20 protein-coding genes and 1 pseudogene are annotated in these 18,270 nt (G+C 61.8%); 14 read left to right on the forward strand and 7 right to left on the reverse strand.

Translation table 11 applies throughout. The features are described from left to right. From HEP69_RS21030 to HEP69_RS21045, 4 genes and pseudogenes are all read left to right on the forward strand, one after another. Positions 1–264, forward strand: a pseudogene (locus HEP69_RS21030) (IS5/IS1182 family transposase); the annotation flags it as partial. 105 nt (positions 265–369) lie between these two features. Further along, positions 370–669 carry a LysR substrate-binding domain-containing protein gene (locus HEP69_RS21035; RefSeq protein ID WP_366111773.1) on the forward strand — a complete coding sequence of 100 codons (300 nt, stop codon included), beginning with the start codon at positions 370–372 and terminating at the stop codon, positions 667–669. A 203-nt stretch (positions 670–872) separates the two neighbouring features. Then, entirely contained in the window at positions 873–1,733 is an 861-nt protein-coding gene (locus HEP69_RS21040; protein WP_290560479.1) for a site-specific integrase, read from the forward strand. Positions 1,734–1,746: 13 nt separating this feature from the next. Beyond that, positions 1,747–2,940 (forward strand): IS91 family transposase, encoded by a 1,194-nt coding sequence (locus HEP69_RS21045; RefSeq protein WP_290560480.1) that lies wholly within the window; start codon positions 1,747–1,749, stop codon positions 2,938–2,940. A gap of 660 nt (positions 2,941–3,600) precedes the next feature. Here the strand turns inward: HEP69_RS21045 and HEP69_RS21050 are convergent. The 5 genes from HEP69_RS21050 to hisB form a co-directional block, all read right to left on the reverse strand. After that, positions 3,601–4,425: an arginyltransferase gene (locus tag HEP69_RS21050; protein ID WP_290560481.1), complete on the reverse strand. Its 825-nt coding sequence runs from the start codon at positions 4,423–4,425 to the stop codon at positions 3,601–3,603. A 90-nt stretch (positions 4,426–4,515) separates the two neighbouring features. Further along, positions 4,516–4,953: an RDD family protein gene (locus HEP69_RS21055; protein WP_290560482.1), complete on the reverse strand. Its 438-nt coding sequence runs from the start codon at positions 4,951–4,953 to the stop codon at positions 4,516–4,518. A 61-nt stretch (positions 4,954–5,014) separates the two neighbouring features. Next, a complete protein-coding gene (locus tag HEP69_RS21060) occupies positions 5,015–5,467 on the reverse strand; it encodes a DUF2852 domain-containing protein (RefSeq protein WP_290560483.1) in 453 nt (150 codons plus the stop codon). A 257-nt stretch (positions 5,468–5,724) separates the two neighbouring features. Continuing rightward, complete coding sequence (gene hisH / locus HEP69_RS21065; protein ID WP_290560484.1) at positions 5,725–6,363, reverse strand: imidazole glycerol phosphate synthase subunit HisH; 639 nt, start codon at positions 6,361–6,363, stop codon at positions 5,725–5,727. Between the two features lie 4 nt (positions 6,364–6,367). Further along, the gene (gene hisB / locus HEP69_RS21070) at positions 6,368–6,955 is read right to left on the reverse strand and encodes an imidazoleglycerol-phosphate dehydratase HisB (protein ID WP_290560485.1); all 588 of its coding nucleotides are present in this window, start codon (positions 6,953–6,955) and stop codon (positions 6,368–6,370) included. Between the two features lie 166 nt (positions 6,956–7,121). Between hisB and HEP69_RS21075 the strand changes: the two genes are divergently transcribed. The 4 genes from HEP69_RS21075 (at position 7,122) to HEP69_RS21090 (ending at position 10,148) form a co-directional block, all read left to right on the forward strand. After that, complete coding sequence (locus HEP69_RS21075; RefSeq protein ID WP_290560553.1) at positions 7,122–7,361, forward strand: Lrp/AsnC ligand binding domain-containing protein; 240 nt, start codon at positions 7,122–7,124, stop codon at positions 7,359–7,361. A gap of 499 nt (positions 7,362–7,860) precedes the next feature. Then, a complete protein-coding gene (locus tag HEP69_RS21080; protein ID WP_290560486.1) occupies positions 7,861–8,535 on the forward strand; it encodes an ABC transporter permease in 675 nt (224 codons plus the stop codon). Further along, entirely contained in the window at positions 8,528–9,322 is a 795-nt protein-coding gene (locus HEP69_RS21085; protein ID WP_290560487.1) for an ATP-binding cassette domain-containing protein, read from the forward strand. The genes HEP69_RS21080 and HEP69_RS21085 overlap by 8 nt, the downstream gene beginning before the upstream one ends. Before the next feature lie 49 nt (positions 9,323–9,371). Further along, positions 9,372–10,148, forward strand: a complete 777-nt coding sequence (locus tag HEP69_RS21090) for a substrate-binding domain-containing protein (protein WP_290560554.1) — start codon at positions 9,372–9,374, stop codon at positions 10,146–10,148. A gap of 51 nt (positions 10,149–10,199) precedes the next feature. Here HEP69_RS21090 and HEP69_RS21095 read toward each other — a convergent pair whose 3' ends face one another. Both HEP69_RS21095 and HEP69_RS21100 read right to left on the reverse strand, forming a co-directional pair. Then, entirely contained in the window at positions 10,200–11,066 is an 867-nt protein-coding gene (locus HEP69_RS21095) for a helix-turn-helix transcriptional regulator (protein ID WP_290560488.1), read from the reverse strand. Positions 11,067–11,132: 66 nt separating this feature from the next. Beyond that, positions 11,133–12,089 (reverse strand): zinc ABC transporter substrate-binding protein, encoded by a 957-nt coding sequence (locus HEP69_RS21100; protein WP_290560489.1) that lies wholly within the window; start codon positions 12,087–12,089, stop codon positions 11,133–11,135. Positions 12,090–12,188: 99 nt separating this feature from the next. Here HEP69_RS21100 and HEP69_RS21105 point away from each other — a divergent pair, with 99 nt between their 5' ends. The 6 genes from HEP69_RS21105 to preA all read left to right on the forward strand — a co-directional run bounded on the left by HEP69_RS21105 (position 12,189) and on the right by preA (position 18,266). After that, the gene (locus HEP69_RS21105) at positions 12,189–12,668 is read left to right on the forward strand and encodes a transcriptional repressor (RefSeq protein ID WP_290560490.1); all 480 of its coding nucleotides are present in this window, start codon (positions 12,189–12,191) and stop codon (positions 12,666–12,668) included. Continuing rightward, complete coding sequence (locus tag HEP69_RS21110) at positions 12,665–13,441, forward strand: metal ABC transporter ATP-binding protein (RefSeq protein WP_290560491.1); 777 nt, start codon at positions 12,665–12,667, stop codon at positions 13,439–13,441. Before HEP69_RS21105 ends, HEP69_RS21110 begins: the two co-directional genes overlap by 4 nt. After that, positions 13,441–14,241 (forward strand): metal ABC transporter permease, encoded by an 801-nt coding sequence (locus HEP69_RS21115; protein WP_290560492.1) that lies wholly within the window; start codon positions 13,441–13,443, stop codon positions 14,239–14,241. The genes HEP69_RS21110 and HEP69_RS21115 overlap by 1 nt, the downstream gene beginning before the upstream one ends. 152 nt (positions 14,242–14,393) lie before the next feature. Beyond that, positions 14,394–15,728 (forward strand): NAD(P)-dependent oxidoreductase, encoded by a 1,335-nt coding sequence (locus tag HEP69_RS21120; RefSeq protein ID WP_290560493.1) that lies wholly within the window; start codon positions 14,394–14,396, stop codon positions 15,726–15,728. Positions 15,729–15,745: 17 nt separating this feature from the next. Beyond that, on the forward strand, positions 15,746–16,969 hold the full coding sequence (locus tag HEP69_RS21125; RefSeq protein ID WP_290560494.1) for a glycosyltransferase: 1,224 nt from the start codon (positions 15,746–15,748) through the stop codon (positions 16,967–16,969). Then, positions 16,962–18,266, forward strand: a complete 1,305-nt coding sequence (gene preA, locus HEP69_RS21130; RefSeq protein ID WP_290560495.1) for an NAD-dependent dihydropyrimidine dehydrogenase subunit PreA — start codon at positions 16,962–16,964, stop codon at positions 18,264–18,266. The genes HEP69_RS21125 and preA overlap by 8 nt, the downstream gene beginning before the upstream one ends. Positions 18,267–18,270: the final 4 nt, after the last annotated feature.

An 18,270-nucleotide genomic window follows, 5' to 3' on the forward strand; every position in this document is an offset into this window, starting at 1 on the left:
TCGTGTAGCCCCAGCCGGCGCCGTGCCATGGACACGGATGAGGGCGTGCAAGCATCACCAGATCTCGGTCTTGCCCTACGGGTGCGGGTGGGCGGTTATCCCCGCAGAAGCCGTGTCGAAACCAAGATGCATTGTGTGGCGTTGCCGGGCCAGGGCCTCATGGCGCGGGACTTCGACCGGCAGGTCGCGGAAATCCAAATCCGTGTTGCCGTTCTCAACAAGTACACAGTTCTTGGCATACCCATTACTGAGGTCGTAGGCTAAATCCGTCCGGGGAAAGGGGAAGTGCAGGCATGCCCCGATTTGTGCAACAAAGCCGTTCCTTCCATATTGCCAAATTTTGACATGCTGCACTATGAAGAGCGCGCGATGGAGTTTGTCAGTTGGGCAGACTGGCTCGACAATTTCGGGCACAGCTTCTCGCGGCAAAGCGCAGGCTATCGGTTCTCGAACTATCAGTTCTTGTTGCAGGCGGCGATGGACGGCGAAGGCGTGGCCCTGGCTTGGCAGCATTTGGTCGCGGATCGGATGGCGGCGAGTGAACTTGTGCAGGTCGGGCCCGCCTATCAAAGGCCCGAAGCAGGGTATTTCCTGGAGTACAGAGAAGATGGCAGCAATCGGGATCAGCTTGACCGGGTTCTTGCGTGGTTTCGACAGGCGGCAGGTTGAAGCGCCGAGAAAAGGATCACCAAGTTCCGTGAAGCGGTCGTTTGCCGCATCTGCGGTATCGACAAAACTGCGCTCGAGGACTAAGCCGCTCTCGCGGCAAGAGCGCTTATTGCTGGCGTTGCGCGCCACCCCATCGGTTCAGATTTTGAGATATGAGCGGTCCGTCTGACGATTGAGGTTTCTCAATCGGACAGGAGGTTCCTATGACACAGGAGAAGATGAGCCCGCTGCGTGCGCGGATGATCGAAGACATGCGTATTCGTGGGATGGCAGAGACATCGCAGAAGGCGCATATCCGAGCGCTGAAGGACTTCACCGCGTTCCTTGGACGCGCGCCGGATACAGCCACGCCAGACGAGCTACGCGCATATCAGCTTCATATGGCTGATACTGAGGTCACGCCGTCGGTCTACAATTCGCGGATCACAGCACTGCGGTTCTTCTTTGGCATGACCTGCAACCGCGAGGACATGAAGAAGTACATGCAGTTCCGCACTGAGCCGCGCAAGCTGCCTATTGTGCTGAGCTTTGAGGAGGTTTCAGCGGTTTTATCAGCAGCCCCGGGGCCGGGTCTCAAGTACCGTGCTGCACTCGGCATTGGGTACGGCGCGGGACTGCGAGCATCCGAAGTCACCAATCTCAAGGTGCGGGATATCGACAGCGACCGCATGCTGATCCATGTTGAACGCGGCAAGGGCGGCAAGGATCGCGACGTGATGCTGTCTCCGTCTTTATTGGAGTTGCTACGCGACTATTGGCGGGAGGCGCGTCCTCAAGGCTGGTTGTTTCCGGGGCAAAGCCGGGTTGAACCCCTGTCGCCACGCTCTCTGAATCGCGCTTTCAACTCGGCAAAAGCCATGGCGGGTATCAAGAAGCCTGCAACGCTGCATTCGCTCCGGCATAGCTTCGCCACGCATTTGTTGGAGGCCGATACGGATGTGCGCGTGATCCAGGTTCTCCTCGGTCATGCCAAGTTGACCACGACGGCACGATACACTCATGTGGCCACCAAAACGCTGCGCAATGTGTCCAGCCCGTTCGAGCATATCCGGGATGTGACCTGAAGGGCGCGGCTGCGTGCCACGGCACGCGCTGGAGGTTGCCGACATCTTCCGTGATCATGGGCCTGCCTATCGGCGGGCCAATGCAGGGCACCTGAGCCTCGCGCAACTCAAGGTCATGTCGTCCATTGACGCCTGCCGGACAGAGGCGCTCGGCGGACATGTGGCAGCCTGCACCAAGTGCAACCACCAGCATATTGCCTACAACAGTTGCAAGAACCGGCATTGCCCCAAGTGCCAGGGACCGGCGGCGCGTGACTGGATGGCCGCCCGCGCCGAAGACTTGTTGCCAGTGGAGTATTTCCACCTGGTCTTCACGCTGCCAGCCGAGATTGCCCGCATCGCCTATTGGAACAAACGGGCGGTCTATGGACTGCTGTTCAAAGCATCAGCCGAGACGGTAGCGACCATTGCTGCCGATCCCAAGCGCATGGGCGCGCGCGTCGGCATGACCAGCGTGTTACATACCTGGGGGTCAGCGATGACGCATCATCCGCATGTGCACATGATCGTGCCGGGTGGTGGGCTCTCACCAGACGGCTCCCGTTGGCTCGCTTGCAAGCCAGGGTTCTTTTCACCGGTTCGCGTTCTGTCCAGGCTGTTCCGACGGCAGTTCATCGACGGGCTGATGGCGCTGCACCGTGCGGGCAAATTGGCCTTCTTCGGCGATATGGGCGGGTTGGCAGAGGCGCAGCCATTCGCCGGTTGGCTTGCGCCCTTCCGCAAGGCCGAATGGGTGGTTTACGCCAAACCGCCGTTCGGCGGTCCCGAGGCAGTCCTAGCTTATCTGAGTAGGTACACTCACCGGATTGCAATCTCGAACAGCCGCCTCGTCAGCGCTGATGCCAAAACCGTGGCGTTCCGCTGGAAGGATTACCGGATCAAGCGCAGGGATCGGATGAAGGTCATGCGGCTTGCGACCGATGAGTTCATCCGCCGATACTTGATCCACGTTCTCCCCGACGGCTTCCACCGCATCCGACACTACGGCCTTCTCGCTTCCGCGCAGCGCAAAGCCAACATTGCGAAGATCCGGGCATTGCTCGGCGCACAAACGGCAACGCGAGAAGACACACCCAGTGCCGAAACTGTCCCGCTGACATTGACAGAGCCATGCCCGGAATGTGGAGCGCACATGCGTATCATCGAGACATTCCGCCGAGGCCAAGTCCCGCGATCACGCGCACCACCCCGCAAGCAGGCCGCATGACCAAAAGCTGGTTCATACCATCATCCGCACACCGGTGGGCCCAGCCACACTGGCCCAGCACACTCGTCCAAAGCGACGCCAAAAGCAGCGCAGGGAAAGCTCAACCATTCATATCCTGGGCAGACAAAGGCCAAAGTCGCTCGCAAACCACGTGGTCCAACGCCTCCATTGCCAGAACCGATGCCTCAGTCAGAGGCGCAGACCCAACCGAAAGCGCTCTTTCCCCATAGACCGTACCCAGACCCCGCCGCTTCCTCCCTGAGAGGTTTGTCAACGCGGGCCAAAGCCAATCCCAGCCGATAACGCGCGCAATGGCCCGCGTCGAAAAACCTTCATCCTTCGAGACCTTCGCCGCGATGGTCTTGAGTGGCAGGTTTGGGAAACATTGCCGTTCGTCCCGCCCAGTCCGAAGCGGTAAGAAGCGGGGCAAGGGATGAAGCGCGCTTGCGCGGCAATGGCGGCTTTAGACTATGCCTGTCATGGCTTGCAAGGGGAGGCTTGGAAGAGATTGCCGCTGCCTTCAGGTGGCAGTTCGCTTCGGTTTCCAGATTGGCGGCGGAGAGCTGGCTCGCCTGGCAGAAGGGTCCCGGCAATCCCTCGGGGCGCTGGGGGTGGTGTTCCATTCACCGGGGGGATCCGAACACAGGCCAACCACCCGCGTCATCCCTTTGACGGGGGCACCCGGTCGGGAAGCTGGATATTGGCCACCTGCTCGGCAATCGGGTCGGTCGAGAGAGGGTGCGTTTCAGACGAATAGGCCTGGGGGTTGCGCATCTTGCGCCACTCGCCGCCGACATAGATCTCAAGCCCGGAAAACTTGGCCTTGTACCCCATTTTCTGACTGCCCGGCACCCAATAGCCCAGATAGACATAAGGCAGGCCGTTTTCGCGGGCGATTTCGATATGATCGAGGATCATATACGTGCCCAGCGACAGGTTGGGATGGTGGGGGGAGTAAAAGCTGTAGACCATGCTCAACCCATCTTCCAACACATCCGTCAGGCTGACCGCGATCAGCGCTTTGGCCACCGGATCGGTGTATTCGACCACCCGCGAGCGGATCGGCGTCTCCTCGATCATAGCGGCGAACTCGAACACATCCATGTCGGCCATGCCGCCATTTGCATGTCGCGCATCCAGATAATGCCGGAAGAGGGCGTATTGATCCTCTGTCGCCCAAGGGGAGGTCGCACGGCGATCCAGATGAGTGTTGCGCCGCGCGGTGCGTTTCTGGCTTTTGTTCGCGGTAAAGGCCGCTACATCAATCCGGGCCGAGAGGCAGGCCGAGCAATCCGCACAGGACGGACGATACAACACGTTTTGCGACCGGCGGAAGCCCTGCTGCGAGAGGCTGTCATTGAGCCTTTCTGCATTCTCTCCCTGTAAGGCGGTGAACAGCTTCCTCTCCATCCGCCCTTCAAGATAGGGGCAGGGTTGTGGGGCCGTCACATAGAATTGCGGCGCAATCGGCAGGGTATGACGCATAAGCTATCCTGATGGTGTCAGGAAAAGATAGCGTCCGGGGGTGCGTGCGCCAAGGGGTTTTGCAAAATCCACCGGGATCGGGCGCGTGGATCAGGCCACAGCCCTGCGGTTGAGCGCCACCGTGCCCAGCACATGATCGGTCAGCCCCTGTCCCCGCGCCGTTGTCAGCATCAGAATGATCGACAGCACCTGTGCCGGAAAGGCCGCGATGGACAGGCTGTATCCCAGCGTATGGGCAAAGGCCGTGCCCAGATCGAACCGCTCGCCATGCATGGTGCGAAACTCCAGCGCAAAAAGCTGCATGCCCCAAGTGGCCGATCCGTTGGCCAGCGTCACCGTGCGGTAGGCAAAGCCGATCACCAGCACCAGCGCGGGAAAGAAAAACAGGCCCGTAAAGGCCGTAAAGGGCAGCACCGCAACAGAAATCGCAACGATCAACACTGTGTCGACGATCCATGCCAAAAGGCGTTTGACAGGCACACCGTCATAGAATTGCGCTTGGGTCTCGGGGTCGGGCAGGTGGGTCATGTCTTGGAAGGTCCTTGCAGGGAAACGCCCCCGCACGAAGGGGGGCGTTTCGGAAGTGATGTTACGAGCGGTTTTTGCGCGGGCCGTCGTCATCCATATCATGGTCCATCTCGTCAGAAGCCTGACGGGCACGGTCTTCCATAAACTGGTCGAACTCGGCTTTGTCCTTGGCTTCGCGCAGACGCTCCAGGAAGCTTTCAAACTCGTGCTGTTCCTGTTCCAGACGACGCAGGGTTTCGGTCTTGTATGCGTCAAAGGCACTGTTGCCGGTGGTGCGCATTGCGCTCATGCCGTGCTTGGTCCATGACCCGCGGCGGCTGCAGGATTTGTCGAACATGCGTTTGCTCCAGATCATATAGGCAAGAAAGGCAAGGCCGATGGGCCAGAAGAAGATAAAGCCAAGCACCATGGCTGCGATCCAGGCGCCTTTGCCTTTTGAGTCCAGCCACGCCTCGCTCCGCGAGAGCCAGCTGTCCCGGCGGTGAGAGGTGGCAGAGGGGGCAAGGGTGGTCATCTCAGGTGTCTCCAGTTCAGGTTGCATCTGTGGTTTTGGTTCAATGTGAATGGGTTTCACATTATGGAAGATCGGGCCGATGCGGCGCGCTTTCAAGAGATGATGTGAAAGTTTTTTACATTGATCTGTTTTTTCTTTTTATATCATAATCTTATGCGTTGAAAATCGAGAGATCTTTCGCCCGGTGACTCGGGCGGGGGATCGGATGGCCGCGCGAATCCATGCGCCTGGCGGACCACGGATCTCTTTTTGTCGGGTCAGGGGCGCCAGGCCAGGAAGTTCGCGATCAGACGCAGGCCCGCGGCCTGGCTCTTTTCCGGGTGGAACTGCGTGCCGATCATCGTGTCGCGCGCAACGATAGCGGTGACGTCACCGCCATACTCCACATGGGCCAGCCTCTGGGCCGGATCCGCCACCCGCATCTGGTAGGAATGGACGAAATAGGCGTGATCGCCGGTTACAATCCCCTCCAGCACCGGGTGCGGGTGGTCGATAATCAGATCGTTCCAGCCCATATGCGGCACTTTCAGCCTGCGGTCCGACGGGAGAATCCGCACCACGTCGCCCGCGATCCAGCCCAACCCCGGGGTGTCGCGATATTCACGACCCCAGCGCGCCATCAGTTGCATGCCCACGCAGATACCCAGAAACGGGCGGCCGCGCGTCTCGACCGCTTCACAGAGTGCGTCAAAGAGACCGCCATGGCCACGCAGTGCCTCGGCGCAGGCCGGAAACGCGCCGTCGCCCGGCAGAACAATGCGATCGGCGCGCGCCACCACATCCGCATCCGACGTGACGACAACCGTGCCGCCACCGGTCTCACGGGCCATGCGCTGAAATGCCTTTTCGGCCGAATGCAGATTGCCGCTTTCGTAGTCGATGATCGCTGTCAGCATGGCCTCAGAGCGCGCCCTTGGTCGAAGGCACCGCATCGGCGCGGCGTGGATCGGTCTCAACCGCCTCTCGCAAGGCGCGCGCGACCGATTTGAACGCGGCTTCGGCAATGTGGTGGCTGTTAAACCCATGCAGCGCATCCACATGCAGCGTGATCCCGCCATGGGTGCTGAACGCCTGAAAGAACTCGCGCACCAGTTCGGTGTCGAATTGCCCGATCTTGGGGGTGGGCAGATCGACATTCCAGATCAGAAACGACCGACCCGACAGATCAAGAGCCGTGCGCACCAGCGCGTCATCCATCGGCAAAAGGCACGCGCCATAGCGCCGGATCCCGGTCTTGTCGCCCAAGGCCTGGGTTAAGGCCTGACCCAATGCGATACCGGTGTCTTCGACCGTATGGTGATCGTCGATATGCAGATCGCCGGTGGCCCGGATGGTCAGATCAATCAGCGAATGGCGCGCCAGCTGATCCAGCATGTGATCGAAAAACCCAACACCGGTCCGATTGTCGTAGCGGCCCGAGCCGTCGAGGCCCATCTCGACCGTAATCTCGGTCTCGGCGGTCTTGCGGGTGATCTGAGCGCGGCGCATGGGGCGGTCTCCTTTAAGGGTCGGGGCGCTTATAGGCGCCGCGCGGCGCGCTTGAAAGCCCTGCCGCCCAGATTGCGAAGCGGATGTGACCGCGCGACCCCGGCGGGGATTGCATGACGCGCACGGGCATGAGAGCTTGGCCACCGCAACCATCCACGAGGGGCCGATGACCACCTGCGTCTTTATCCAGATCCGCTGCAAACCGGGCACGACCTACAAAGTGGCCGAGGATATCGCCCTGCGCGAAATCCATTCCGAGCTCTATTCGACCTCTGGCGAGTATGACCTGTTGATGAAGCTCTATATCCCCAACGATCACGATGTGGGCAAATTCATCAATGATGAACTTCTGGGCATACCCGGGATCGAACGATCCCTCACAACGATGACGTTCAAGGTCTTCTAGACCCAGCGACCGGCAAAGCAGGATTTTGCGCCCGACCGTCCCTCTGAAAAGACCACCGGCCACAATCCTGCCCCCTCCCGCGTTCTTCTTGCCGGAAATACGACCGCCGGAGGCTCCCACAACCGTCCATCGCGCTGCCGAATCAGGACGGGATCCCCAGATCCACATGGACCTCCTGGCAGATGTTGGATTCTGCGGCGTGCGGGTTACCCACAGCGCATCCCCTTTGTTCCCCTCAAAGTGATAATGCCCGGCATATGGCTGAGCGACCGAGAAGTCTCATTGGGTATTGAGTGCATTTTATGACATTTATATGCATAATTTCCCTGAGATGGGAGGATGTGCCGTCTGAGATCACCAAGATTGTACAAGAAATAGCAATTGAAGAGCGTTTAGTGTCTGAACCCGTTGCACTTCTTTGCCATTTAGTGTCTTTTCTTCCCCGCTACCGGAGGGGAGTCGTGTTTTGGACAGTACAGGCAGTATCTTGATAACCGCCATGTCCCTCGTTGCCGGATGGGATCAGGCGCTGTCCGAGATTGTCCTTCTGTCGCTTCAGGTCACGCTGAGCGCGGTCTTCGTGTCTTGTCTCATCGGGTTGCCCCTCGGCGCGATGGTTGGCGCATTCCGCTTTCCCGGTCGTCGGCCGGCGATCCTGATCATGAATGTCCTGATGGGTCTTCCCCCGGTTGTGGTCGGGCTGATGGTCTACCTGATGTTGTCGGCCTCGGGCCCGATGGGCGTGCTGGGCCTGCTCTACACGCCCACGGCGATGATCATCGCGCAGACGGTGCTGGTGACCCCGATCGTCGCGGCGCTCTCGCGCCAGGTTGTCGAGGATCTGCATCAGGAGTATTCCGAACAGTTCACCTCGATGGGGGTGGGGCCGCTGCAACGGATCATGGCGCTTTTGTGGGATGCGCGGTTCAGCCTGCTGACGGTTGTGCTGGCCGGCTTCGGCCGGGCGGTGGCCGAAGTGGGCGCGGTGATGATCGTCGGCGGCAACATCAACCATGTGACCCGCGTGATGACCACGGCCATCGCGCTGGAGACTTCGAAGGGAGATCTCGAGCTGGCGCTGGCCCTGGGCCTTGTGCTGTTGCTGATCGCCTTGCTGGTCAATCTGGTTGTGATGACGGTGCGTGGCACCGCGGCGAGGGCATCTTATGCGTGAGGTTGCCACATTGCGCACAGTGCTCAGCCAGAACGTGATCGATGCCGCGATTGCCCCGCCGCTGATGACGGCGCGGGGTCTTGGATGCAGCATCAAGGGGCAGCGCCTTGTAAGGGATGTCGATCTTACGATCCGTCAAGGGCGTCGGACGGTTGTGCTGGGTCCCAACGGAGCGGGCAAGAGCGTCTTGTTGCGGCTCCTGCACGGGTTGCTGCCAGCCTCCGAAGGGACAGTTCTGTGGCGGGGCAACCCGCTGGGTGCCGATGCTCAGGACGGGCAGGCGATGGTGTTCCAACGTCCGGTCATGTTGCGGCGATCCGTCCTGGCCAATCTGAACTTTGCTCTCAAGGTGCGCGGTTTTCGCGGCCCCGAACGTGCCCGTCGGGCGGCACAGGCGCTGGAGATGGCGGGGCTGGACCATTTGGCCAAACGTCCGGCCCGGGTGTTGTCGGGCGGCGAACAGCAGCGCTTGGCGATTGCGCGGGCCCTGGCCACCGGTCCGGATCTGTTGTTGCTGGACGAGCCCACGGCGAGCCTGGATCCAGCGGCCACCGCACGGATCGAGGCGCTGATCGGGCAGGCCCACGCCAGCGGTGTCACCATCGTGATGGTGACCCATGATCGCGGCCAGGCCCAGCGTTTGGCCGACGATGTGGTGTTCTTGCAAGATGGCCGCCTGGCCGAGAGCGGCCCTGCCTCAACCCTGCTGCACAGTCCCCGGAGCGATGCGGTTCGGGCCTGGCTGGACGGGCGCCTTTTCGTGACCACCCCGCAAACCCAACCCTGAAAGGACCACAATGCTGCTGCACCGTTTGTTACCAATTGTCCTGGCTGCCATGATGCTGGCGCCGCTGCCTGCAACGGCTCGGGAGTTCATCCTCATGCAATCCACAACCTCGACCCAGAATTCGGGGCTGTTCGACCATCTCTTGCCGATCTTTTCGCAAAAGACTGGGATCGACGTGCGGGTTGTGGCGGTGGGCACTGGCCAGGCGATCCGCAATGCCCAGAATGGGGATGGCGATATCCTGTTTGTGCATTCCCGACCGTCGGAGGAGAAATTCGTGGCCGATGGGTACGGGCTGTCGCGGCAGGACGTGATGTATAATGATTTTGTCATTGTCGGCCCGGCGGACGACCCTGCGGGCATTGCGGGACTGACCGATGTGACCGCCGCGCTGAGCGAGATTGCCACAGCGCGGGCGATCTTTGCATCACGCGGGGACGATTCCGGTACGCATAAGGCAGAGTTGCGGCTGTGGTCCGCGGCCGAGACCGACCCCTTCATCGGATTGGGCAGCTGGTATCGTGAAACCGGATCGGGGATGGGTGCCACGCTTAACATCGCGGTGGGGATGGGGGCCTATGCGCTGACTGATCGGGCCACCTGGATCGCCTTTGGCAACAAGCGCGACCACCGCATCGTGGTGGAAGGCGACCCGCGCCTCTTCAATCAATACGGCATCATCGTTGTGAACCCTGAAAAACACAGTGCTGTCAAGGCAGACCTCGCCCAGCAATTTGTCGATTGGGTGGTGTCGGAAGACGGGCAACAGGCCATTGCGGCCTATAAGGTGGAAGGGCAGCAGTTGTTCTTCCCCAACGCCCAGTAAAGAGTTGTCGACAGATGGGGCTCGGTGGGGAGATCCACCGGGCCTTTTATCTCAAGGGGATACCCAGCGAACCTGACCCAATGCATCAAGATCGTAGCCGCCCAGGTCCTGCGCCTTGATGGCCACCTGATCTGAGGTGAGAAACGCCAAGAGAGCCTGTACCGACGGCAGGAAATAGGCACGCCGGTCGATGAGCAGATCGAATTGTTCCTGTGCAAGCGGTACGAAATCCAGACCGAATTGCCGCGCGGCGGCCTCTAGACCAAAGCTGACATCGACCGCGCCCTGGGCCACTGCCTGGGCAGCATCGGTTTCGGTGCGGGCGGGCGGGTCGGTGAACTGCACACCTTTCAGATCGACACCCCGCGCCAGCTGGTCAAAGAGGCTGCGCGCGCCTGCTCCCGGTTGACGCAAAAGCACGCGCATTCCGCCCAGATCCTCCAGCCCGTGAATGGCCCCCGTCAGGCGGGGGCGCAGGATCAGACCCTGCTGTCTGCGCGCCATGCCGATCAGCACGCAATCGCGCACCCCCATCCGATCCAGCGTGCCGATGTTCCAATCGCCACCTTCGGGAATATGAAGGCCGCTAAGCACGGCGTCACCGGCCGCGAAACGCTCCAACCCGGCAGCGCTGCCGTCAAACAGGGTGGCCAGTCCCGACCCGGCCTCCCGCGCGGCCCAATCCAGCAAGGGATCGTGAGAGCCAGCGATGATCGGCGGGCGGTCCTTGCCCGCAGCCGCACCGCCGTCGATCCAGGCCTGAATCTCATGCGCGGGAAACAGCAGCTTGCCGGTGATCCGACGGTGCGGGATCTCATTGGCGGCGGCCAGGTCATAGACCTTGCGCTCTTTCACCCGCAAGAGGGCGGCCACCTCTTTGGTGGTCAGATAGGCCGACGGCGAGGCGGTGGCGGGCATGCAGGTCTCCGAAACTGAGATCTTCTTAGCCTGCCGGGAAGCCCGCAGTGTTTCAAGGGGATACGCTCAACCCGCGCCGCACGCGGCAAGCGCGTCCGCCATCTGCAACAACAATGTGGGGTAAAGTGTCGGCCCGGTCGGCAAGGTGGCGCCCACCGGATCGATCACGCCCACACGCACATCCGCGGCCTCGAAGACGGCGTTGATCAGCGTCGGGTTGAACTGCGGTTCGGCAAAAACGCAGGTGATGCGCTGGTCTGCCGCCAGATCCCGCAGCGCGGCGACGCGCGCAGCCCCCGGAGCCGCGGCATCCGACACAGAGATCGCGCCGCGTGTCTGCACCCCGAACCGGTTCTCGAAATACTGATAAGCATCGTGATAAACGACGAAAGAAATCTCGCCCGCCGCCCCCAGGGTCGCCGCAATCTCGGCCTCCAGGTCTTCTAGCCGGTCGGAGGCGCGCGCAGCATTGATCCGGTAACGATCGGCATTCTCGGGGTCCGCTTGGGTCAAGGCGTCGGCCATGGCGCTCAGCCAGACACGGGCATTGGCCGGATCGAGCCAGGCATGCGGATCTTGGCCCGCATGGTCGTGCCCATGGTCGTGCCCATGATCGTGCCCATGATCGTGGTCATGGTCGTGCCCATGGTCATCATCATGCCCATCTTTCACGTCAAAAATCGCATTCTCACGATAGGCCAGATGAAGCGTCCCCGCAGCCGAGAACAGTGGCACGGAGGCCGCATCCGGGGCGAGGGACGTCGTCGTCTCCTCCAGCCAGGGCGTCAGTTCCGAGCCTACCCAAAAGATCACATCCGCCTCCTGAATCGCGGCCGCATCCGATGGGCGCAGTGCGAAGTCATGCGGCGAGGCACCGGGCGGCAGCAACAGTTCCGGCGTACCGACTCCGTCCATCACCATCGCGGCGAGCGAGTGCACCGGCGGGATGTCGGTCACAACGCGGGGTGCATCGGCAAGGGCAGGGGTCGCAAGGCACAAGGTCAGGGGCAGGGCAAGGCGCATGTCGGAGCTCATTTTGTTATGTTGTAACATTAACGCTGGTTGATACAGTTACTGTTATAACGTATCAAGACAAAATGTGAGCCAGCCGCAGGAGCCGCCATGTCCACCCTTGGATTTGAAACGCATGACCATTCGGGATGTATTCAGGATAGCCTGACGGCGATGGAACTTCATTGCAAAGCCAAAGGGTTACGGCTGACGCCTGTGCGCCGACGCGTATTGGAGATCCTGTTGGCGGAACATCGCGCCATGGGCGCCTATGACATCCTGGACCGGCTGCGTGCCGAAGGACTGGGCTCGCAGCCGCCCGTCGTCTACCGCGCGCTGGATTTTTTGGTAGAGAACCGATTCGTACACAAGATCGAGCGTCTGAATGCCTTTATCGCCTGTGATCATCCGGGCGAGCAGCATGCGCCCGCCTTTCTGATCTGCCGCACCTGTGACGCGGTTGCCGAAGCGCATGCGGATCTTGCCGAGGGGCGTCTGGGACAGGTTGCCGAGGCGGCCGGGTTTACCATCGAACGCACCGTGGTGGAGGCCGAAGGGTTGTGCCCAAAATGCCAGGAGGTGTCTGCGTGAGCCTTGTCGCAGCCCATGGGCTGACTGTGCAGGTGGGCAGTGTGACCGCGCTATCGGGGGTGGATTTCTCCATCTCGACGGGGGAGATCGTAACCATCGTCGGGCCGAACGGATCGGGTAAATCCTCGCTCTTGCGGGCGCTCATCGGGGCGGTACCGGCTGCGCGTGGTTCGGTGACCCGGGCGCCAGGGCTGAGGATTGGCTATGTCCCGCAAAAGCTTGATATCGGCGCCACTTTACCTTTGACGGTTCGCCGGTTTCTGAGCCTTCCACGCCGCCGCAAGACACCTGAGATTGATGCCGCGCTGGCCGAGGCGGAGGTCGCAGGGCTTGCGGATCGGCAGATGTCGGCGCTGTCGGGGGGGCAATTTCAGCGGGTTCTCTTGGCGCGCGCGGTCATGGACCGGCCCGACCTTCTGATCCTGGACGAGGCGACGCAAGGGCTCGACCAGCCGGGCTCGGCGGCGTTTTACCGCAAGATCGCAGATCTGCGCGACCGGCTGAACTGCGCCGTTCTGATGGTCAGTCATGAGCTTCATGTGGTGATGAGCGCCTCGGACCGGGTGATTTGCCTCAATGGGCATATCTGTTGCGAGGGCGCGCCTGATATCGTCGCCTCTGCCCCGGAATACCGGGCGCTCTTCGGCACGGGCACGGGGGGTGCGCTGGCGCTTTACCGCCACGAGCACAGCCATTCGCACGATCATGATCACGGGCACAGGCACGGGCACGGGCAAGATCGCATGCATGATGCGCCTGAAGAGGTGCGGTGATGCTGGATGATTTTTTGGTCCGTGCCGCGCTGGCCGGGGTGGGGGTTGCCATTGCGGCAGCGCCTTTGGGCTGTTTCGTCGTCTGGCGGCGCATGGCCTATTTCGGGGAGGCGACCGCCCATGCCGCGATCCTGGGGGTGGCGCTGTCGCTGTCGCTGTCGATGTCGATCTTTGCAGGCACCCTGGTGGCGGCAATGGGCATGGCGCTGGCGGTCAGCGCATTGTCTCAGCGCAGCTATGCGATGGACACGCTTCTGGGGGTGATGGCCCACAGCTCCCTGGCTTTGGGGTTGGTGGCGGTCTCGCTTCTGGACGGGGTGCGCGTCGATTTGATGAGCTTTCTCTTTGGCGACATTCTGGCGGTATCGCGCGGGGATCTGGCGGTGATCTGGGGCGGGGCGCTGGCGGTGACGCTGCTTGTGTTCTGGCGCTGGTCGGCTTTGCTGACCGCCACGCTGAACCCGGATTTGGCCACGGCGGCGGGCATCGATCCCCGGCGCGAGCAACTGATCCTCACCCTGGCGCTGGCGGTGACGGTCGCTGTGGCGATCAAGGTGGTCGGTGTTCTGCTGATCGGCGCGATGCTGGTTATTCCGGCGGCCAGCGCGCGGCCCTTTTCGCGCACGCCCGAAGGGATGGCGGGTCTGGCCATTCTATTGGGCGCGGGGGCGGCCTTGGGCGGGCTTGAGCTCTCGTATCTCTACGACACGCCGACCGGGCCCACGATTGTCTGTGTCCTTGCGGTCTGCTTTGCGCTGGCCAATCTCGGATCGGCCATGCTGAGCGCGCGCCGATCCTGACCCCTTTTGGCTTGCCTGTTTTTTTGGCGGTTTTTTCCGTTTTGTCGGACGGGTGGTCCTCTTTTGACCGGTCGCAAAAATTTACCATTTGATAAAATTTTGGAATCTGGCAGTCTTTGTGTCGACAGGACCTAAACTCAGGGAGACCCAGCATGGCGCAAGGTTCCATGGCCCCAGGCATTCAATCTGGCCGCCTCAGCGCGGAAGATCTGGACGAGAACTTCGCCGATCTGCATCCGCCCTATGCCCCGCACGAGGCCGCTGTGGCCGCTGACCGGTGCTATTTCTGTTACGATGCACCGTGCATCACGGCCTGTCCCACGGCCATCGACATCCCGCTCTTTATCCGTCAGATCCAAACCGATCAGCCCGAGAGTGCGGCCAAGACGATCTTTGACCAGAACATTCTGGGAGGCATGTGCGCACGGGTCTGCCCGACCGAAACCTTGTGCGAAGAGGCCTGCGTACGCGAAGCCGCCGAAGGCAAACCGGTCGAGATCGGGCGCCTGCAACGCTATGCGACCGACACGTTGATGGCCCAGGGCGTGCATCCCTATAGCCGCGCCGCATCAACGGGTAAACGCGTGGCCGTGGTGGGGGCAGGGCCTGCGGGTCTGGCCTGCGCGCACCGTCTGGCGATGCATGGCCATGACGTGGTGATCTTCGAGGCACGCGCCAATGCGGGGGGTTTGAACGAATACGGTATCGCGGCCTATAAGACCGTGAACGGGTTCGCCGAGGCGGAGGTCGATTGGTTGCTGAAAATCGGCGGCATCACGATTGAGACGGGCAAGGCCCTGGGCCACGATCTGAGCCTTGAGACGCTCAAATCGGGTTATGACGCTGTGTTCCTCTCCATCGGATTGGGCGGGGTGAACGCGCTGCGCGCGGAAGGCGAGGGTAGGGCCGGTGTGACCGACGCGGTCGATTTCATCGCCACGCTGCGCCAGGCCGACGATCTGACGACCCTGCCGGTGGGCCGCAATGTCGTGGTGATCGGCGGCGGCATGACGGCTGTCGATGCTGGCGTCCAATCCAAGCTGCTGGGCGCAGAAAACGTCACAATCGCCTATCGCAGGGGCCGCGACGCAATGAGTGCCAGTCGGTTCGAGCAGGACCTCGCTGCCTCCAAAGGGGTCAAGCTGATGTTCAATGTCCAGCCCGTCGCGGTGCATGGCAATGGCGCTGCGGTCGAGGTCGAGCTGGAATACACCACCTCCGAGGGTGGCGCGTTGACAGGCACCGGAGAGACGGTGCGCCTGCGTGCCGATCAGGTCTTCAAGGCGATTGGCCAGACCTTGCAGGGTGCCCCCGAGGCACTGTCGCTGGAGGCGGGCAAGATTGCGGTGACGGGGGCGGGCCGGACCAATGTCGCGGGCATCTGGGCCGGGGGCGATTGCGCTTCGGGCGGCGATGATCTGACCGTCACGGCGGTGGCCGAGGGGCGCGATGCGGCCCAAGACATTCATGCGAGCCTGATGTCGTGAGCCAGGAGGGCAGCGTCATGATCACTCTGGGCGCGCGCTTTTATCGCTGGGACGGGCGGCTTTACGTGGAGGATCAGACGATCAGCGGGCTGCATGCCTGGGCGCTGCATTTCCCGCGTGTCGTCGCGGCCTCGGTCTCGGTGATCGAACCGCCCCCCGCGGGCTGGTCGGATGCCGGGGAAGCCGGGATCGCCGGACCCCGGATCGAGCTGGTGGAGCTGCCTGATGGCTATGACCGCGCCACCTATCTCAAGGAGCGCAAGGCCGTCGCCGCGACCCTGTTGGAGATCATGCATCGCACGACCTATCGCCTTTTTGCCATTGGCGGCTGGATCGGTGATTGGGGCGTGACGGGGGCGGTGACTGCCCGGCGCAACGGTATTCCGCACGGGATTTGGTTCGACCGGGTCGAAAGCCAGGTGATGCTGGAAAGCGCGGGGTCGGGCCTGATCGGACGGCTCAAGGGGCGTCTGAAATGGGCCGTGGGCGCCTGGAACGAACGCCGCGTGCTGCGCGGGGCGGATCTGGCTCTGCTGCATGGGCGCACGGTCTTTGACCGCCTCGCCCCGCTGACCCGCAATCCGCATATCGTCGAGGATATTCACCTCGGCGCGGAAGATCGCATCGCACCCGCAGAGTTGGCGGCCAAACAGACGGCTGCGCAGTCAGGCCCGCTGCGCGTGGTCTATGCGGGCCGCGCCAATCCGATGAAAGGACCGCTCGATTGGATCGACGCTCTGGCCGGTCTTGTGGCGCAGGGTGTCGATGTGCAGGCCGATTGGCTGGGCGATGGCGAGATGCTGGAGCAAATGCAGGCCCGTGCGGCTGGTGCAGGCATCGCCGACCGGATTACCTTTCACGGTTTTGTCGCCGACCGTCCCCAGGTGCTTCAGGCGCTGCGGGAGGCGCATCTCCTGCTGTTTTGTCATCTCACGGATGAAAGCCCGCGCATCCTGATCGAGGCGCTGCACGCCGGCACGCCTCTTGTGGGCTATGGCGATCCCTTTGCCAAATCGCTTGTCGATGAAAACAGGGCGGGGACGCTGGTGTCGCGGGGCGCTGTCACAGCGCTTACCGCCGCGATGGCGGCCCTGGCGCAAGACCGTGATGCGCTGTCCGAACGGATTGCCCGGGCCGCGTCCTCGGCCCGGCATCTGACGCGCGATCAGGTCTTTGCCCATCGCAGCGAGATTATCAAACAGAACCTCAAACAGAACCCAATGGAGGGATCTCATGGCTGATTTGACAACGGATTTTCTGGGTATTTCCAGCCCCAACCCCTTTTGGCTGGCCTCGGCCCCGCCCACGGACAAGGAATACAATGTGCGCCGCGCGTTCGAGGCGGGCTGGGGCGGTGTCGTGTGGAAGACGCTGGGAGCCGAAGGGCCGCCGGTGGTCAATGTGAACGGGCCGCGATACGGCGCGATCTATGGCGCCGACCGGCGTCTTTTGGGGCTCAACAATATTGAGCTGATCACCGACAGGCCGCTGGAGACCAACCTTGAAGAGATCGCGCGGGTCAAGGCCGATTATCCCGACCGGGCGATGATCGTGTCGATCATGGTGCCCTGCGAGGAGCAGGCCTGGAAAGACATCCTGCCGCGCGTCGAGCAGACGAATGCCGACGGGATCGAGCTGAATTTTGGCTGCCCGCATGGCATGAGCGAGCGTGGCATGGGCGCGGCAGTGGGGCAGGTGCCCGAATACATCGAAATGGTGACGCGCTGGTGCAAGCAGTATTATGCACGCCCGGTGATCGTGAAGCTGACGCCCAACATCACCGATGTGCGCTATCCCGCGCGCGCGGCCCATAACGGGGGTGCCGATGCGGTGTCGCTGATCAACACGATCAGTTCGATCACCTCGGTGAACCTGGATGATTTCAGCCCCGAGCCGTCGATTGACGGCAAAGGCAGTCACGGCGGGTATTGCGGCCCGGCGGTCAAACCCATTGCGATGAACATGGTGGCCGAGATTGCGCGCGACCCGGAAACCGCCGGTTTGCCCATTTCGGGCATCGGGGGCGTCACAACCTGGCGCGATGCGGCCGAGTTCATGAGCCTGGGTTGCGGCAATGTGCAGGTCTGCACTGCGGCGATGACCTATGGGTTCAGGGTGGTCGAGGAGATGAGCGCGGGCCTCTCGCGCTGGATGGACGAGAAAGGCTATGCCAACGTCTCCGATTTCGTCGGGCGGGCGGTGCCCAATGTGACGGATTGGCAGTATCTGAACCTTAACTATGTGACCAAGGCACGGATCGACCAGGACGCTTGCATCAAATGTGGCCGCTGCTATGCCGCGTGTGAGGATACATCGCATCAGGCGATTTCAATGTCCGATACGCGCGTGTTCGAGGTGATCGACGCGGACTGCGTCGCCTGCAATCTATGTGTCGATGTGTGTCCCGTCGAAGACTGCATCACCATGGAGCGTCTGACGGCCGGAACGCTCGACCCGCGCACGGGCAAGATCGTTTCGGATGAGTATGCCAACTGGACGATGCACCCCAACAACCCGATGAGCACGGCTGCGGAATAGGTCC

It is taken from the genome of Aestuariivita sp. (genome assembly GCF_021404545.1).
Taxonomy (GTDB): domain Bacteria; phylum Pseudomonadota; class Alphaproteobacteria; order Rhodobacterales; family Rhodobacteraceae; genus Aestuariivita.

What these genes read in the sequence shown, in the direction of transcription:
- HEP69_RS21100 (WP_290560489.1), bottom strand. Translation starts at nt 12,089, where the DNA reads ATGCGCCTTGCCCTGCCCCTGACCTTGTGCCTTGCGACCCCTGCCCTT.
- HEP69_RS21075 (WP_290560553.1), top strand. Translation starts at nt 7,122, where the DNA reads ATGACCACCTGCGTCTTTATCCAGATCCGCTGCAAACCGGGCACGACC.
- HEP69_RS21060 (WP_290560483.1), bottom strand. Translation starts at nt 5,467, where the DNA reads ATGACCACCCTTGCCCCCTCTGCCACCTCTCACCGCCGGGACAGCTGG.
- HEP69_RS21105 (WP_290560490.1), top strand. Translation starts at nt 12,189, where the DNA reads ATGTCCACCCTTGGATTTGAAACGCATGACCATTCGGGATGTATTCAG.
- HEP69_RS21050 (WP_290560481.1), bottom strand. Translation starts at nt 4,425, where the DNA reads ATGCGTCATACCCTGCCGATTGCGCCGCAATTCTATGTGACGGCCCCA.
- HEP69_RS21125 (WP_290560494.1), top strand. Translation starts at nt 15,746, where the DNA reads ATGATCACTCTGGGCGCGCGCTTTTATCGCTGGGACGGGCGGCTTTAC.
- HEP69_RS21035 (WP_366111773.1), top strand. Translation starts at nt 370, where the DNA reads ATGGAGTTTGTCAGTTGGGCAGACTGGCTCGACAATTTCGGGCACAGC.
- HEP69_RS21040 (WP_290560479.1), top strand. Translation starts at nt 873, where the DNA reads ATGACACAGGAGAAGATGAGCCCGCTGCGTGCGCGGATGATCGAAGAC.
- HEP69_RS21115 (WP_290560492.1), top strand. Translation starts at nt 13,441, where the DNA reads ATGCTGGATGATTTTTTGGTCCGTGCCGCGCTGGCCGGGGTGGGGGTT.
- hisB (WP_290560485.1), bottom strand. Translation starts at nt 6,955, where the DNA reads ATGCGCCGCGCTCAGATCACCCGCAAGACCGCCGAGACCGAGATTACG.
- HEP69_RS21080 (WP_290560486.1), top strand. Translation starts at nt 7,861, where the DNA reads ATGTCCCTCGTTGCCGGATGGGATCAGGCGCTGTCCGAGATTGTCCTT.
- HEP69_RS21085 (WP_290560487.1), top strand. Translation starts at nt 8,528, where the DNA reads ATGCGTGAGGTTGCCACATTGCGCACAGTGCTCAGCCAGAACGTGATC.
- preA (WP_290560495.1), top strand. Translation starts at nt 16,962, where the DNA reads ATGGCTGATTTGACAACGGATTTTCTGGGTATTTCCAGCCCCAACCCC.
- HEP69_RS21095 (WP_290560488.1), bottom strand. Translation starts at nt 11,066, where the DNA reads ATGCCCGCCACCGCCTCGCCGTCGGCCTATCTGACCACCAAAGAGGTG.
- HEP69_RS21120 (WP_290560493.1), top strand. Translation starts at nt 14,394, where the DNA reads ATGGCGCAAGGTTCCATGGCCCCAGGCATTCAATCTGGCCGCCTCAGC.
- hisH (WP_290560484.1), bottom strand. Translation starts at nt 6,363, where the DNA reads ATGCTGACAGCGATCATCGACTACGAAAGCGGCAATCTGCATTCGGCC.
- HEP69_RS21090 (WP_290560554.1), top strand. Translation starts at nt 9,372, where the DNA reads ATGATGCTGGCGCCGCTGCCTGCAACGGCTCGGGAGTTCATCCTCATG.
- HEP69_RS21055 (WP_290560482.1), bottom strand. Translation starts at nt 4,953, where the DNA reads ATGACCCACCTGCCCGACCCCGAGACCCAAGCGCAATTCTATGACGGT.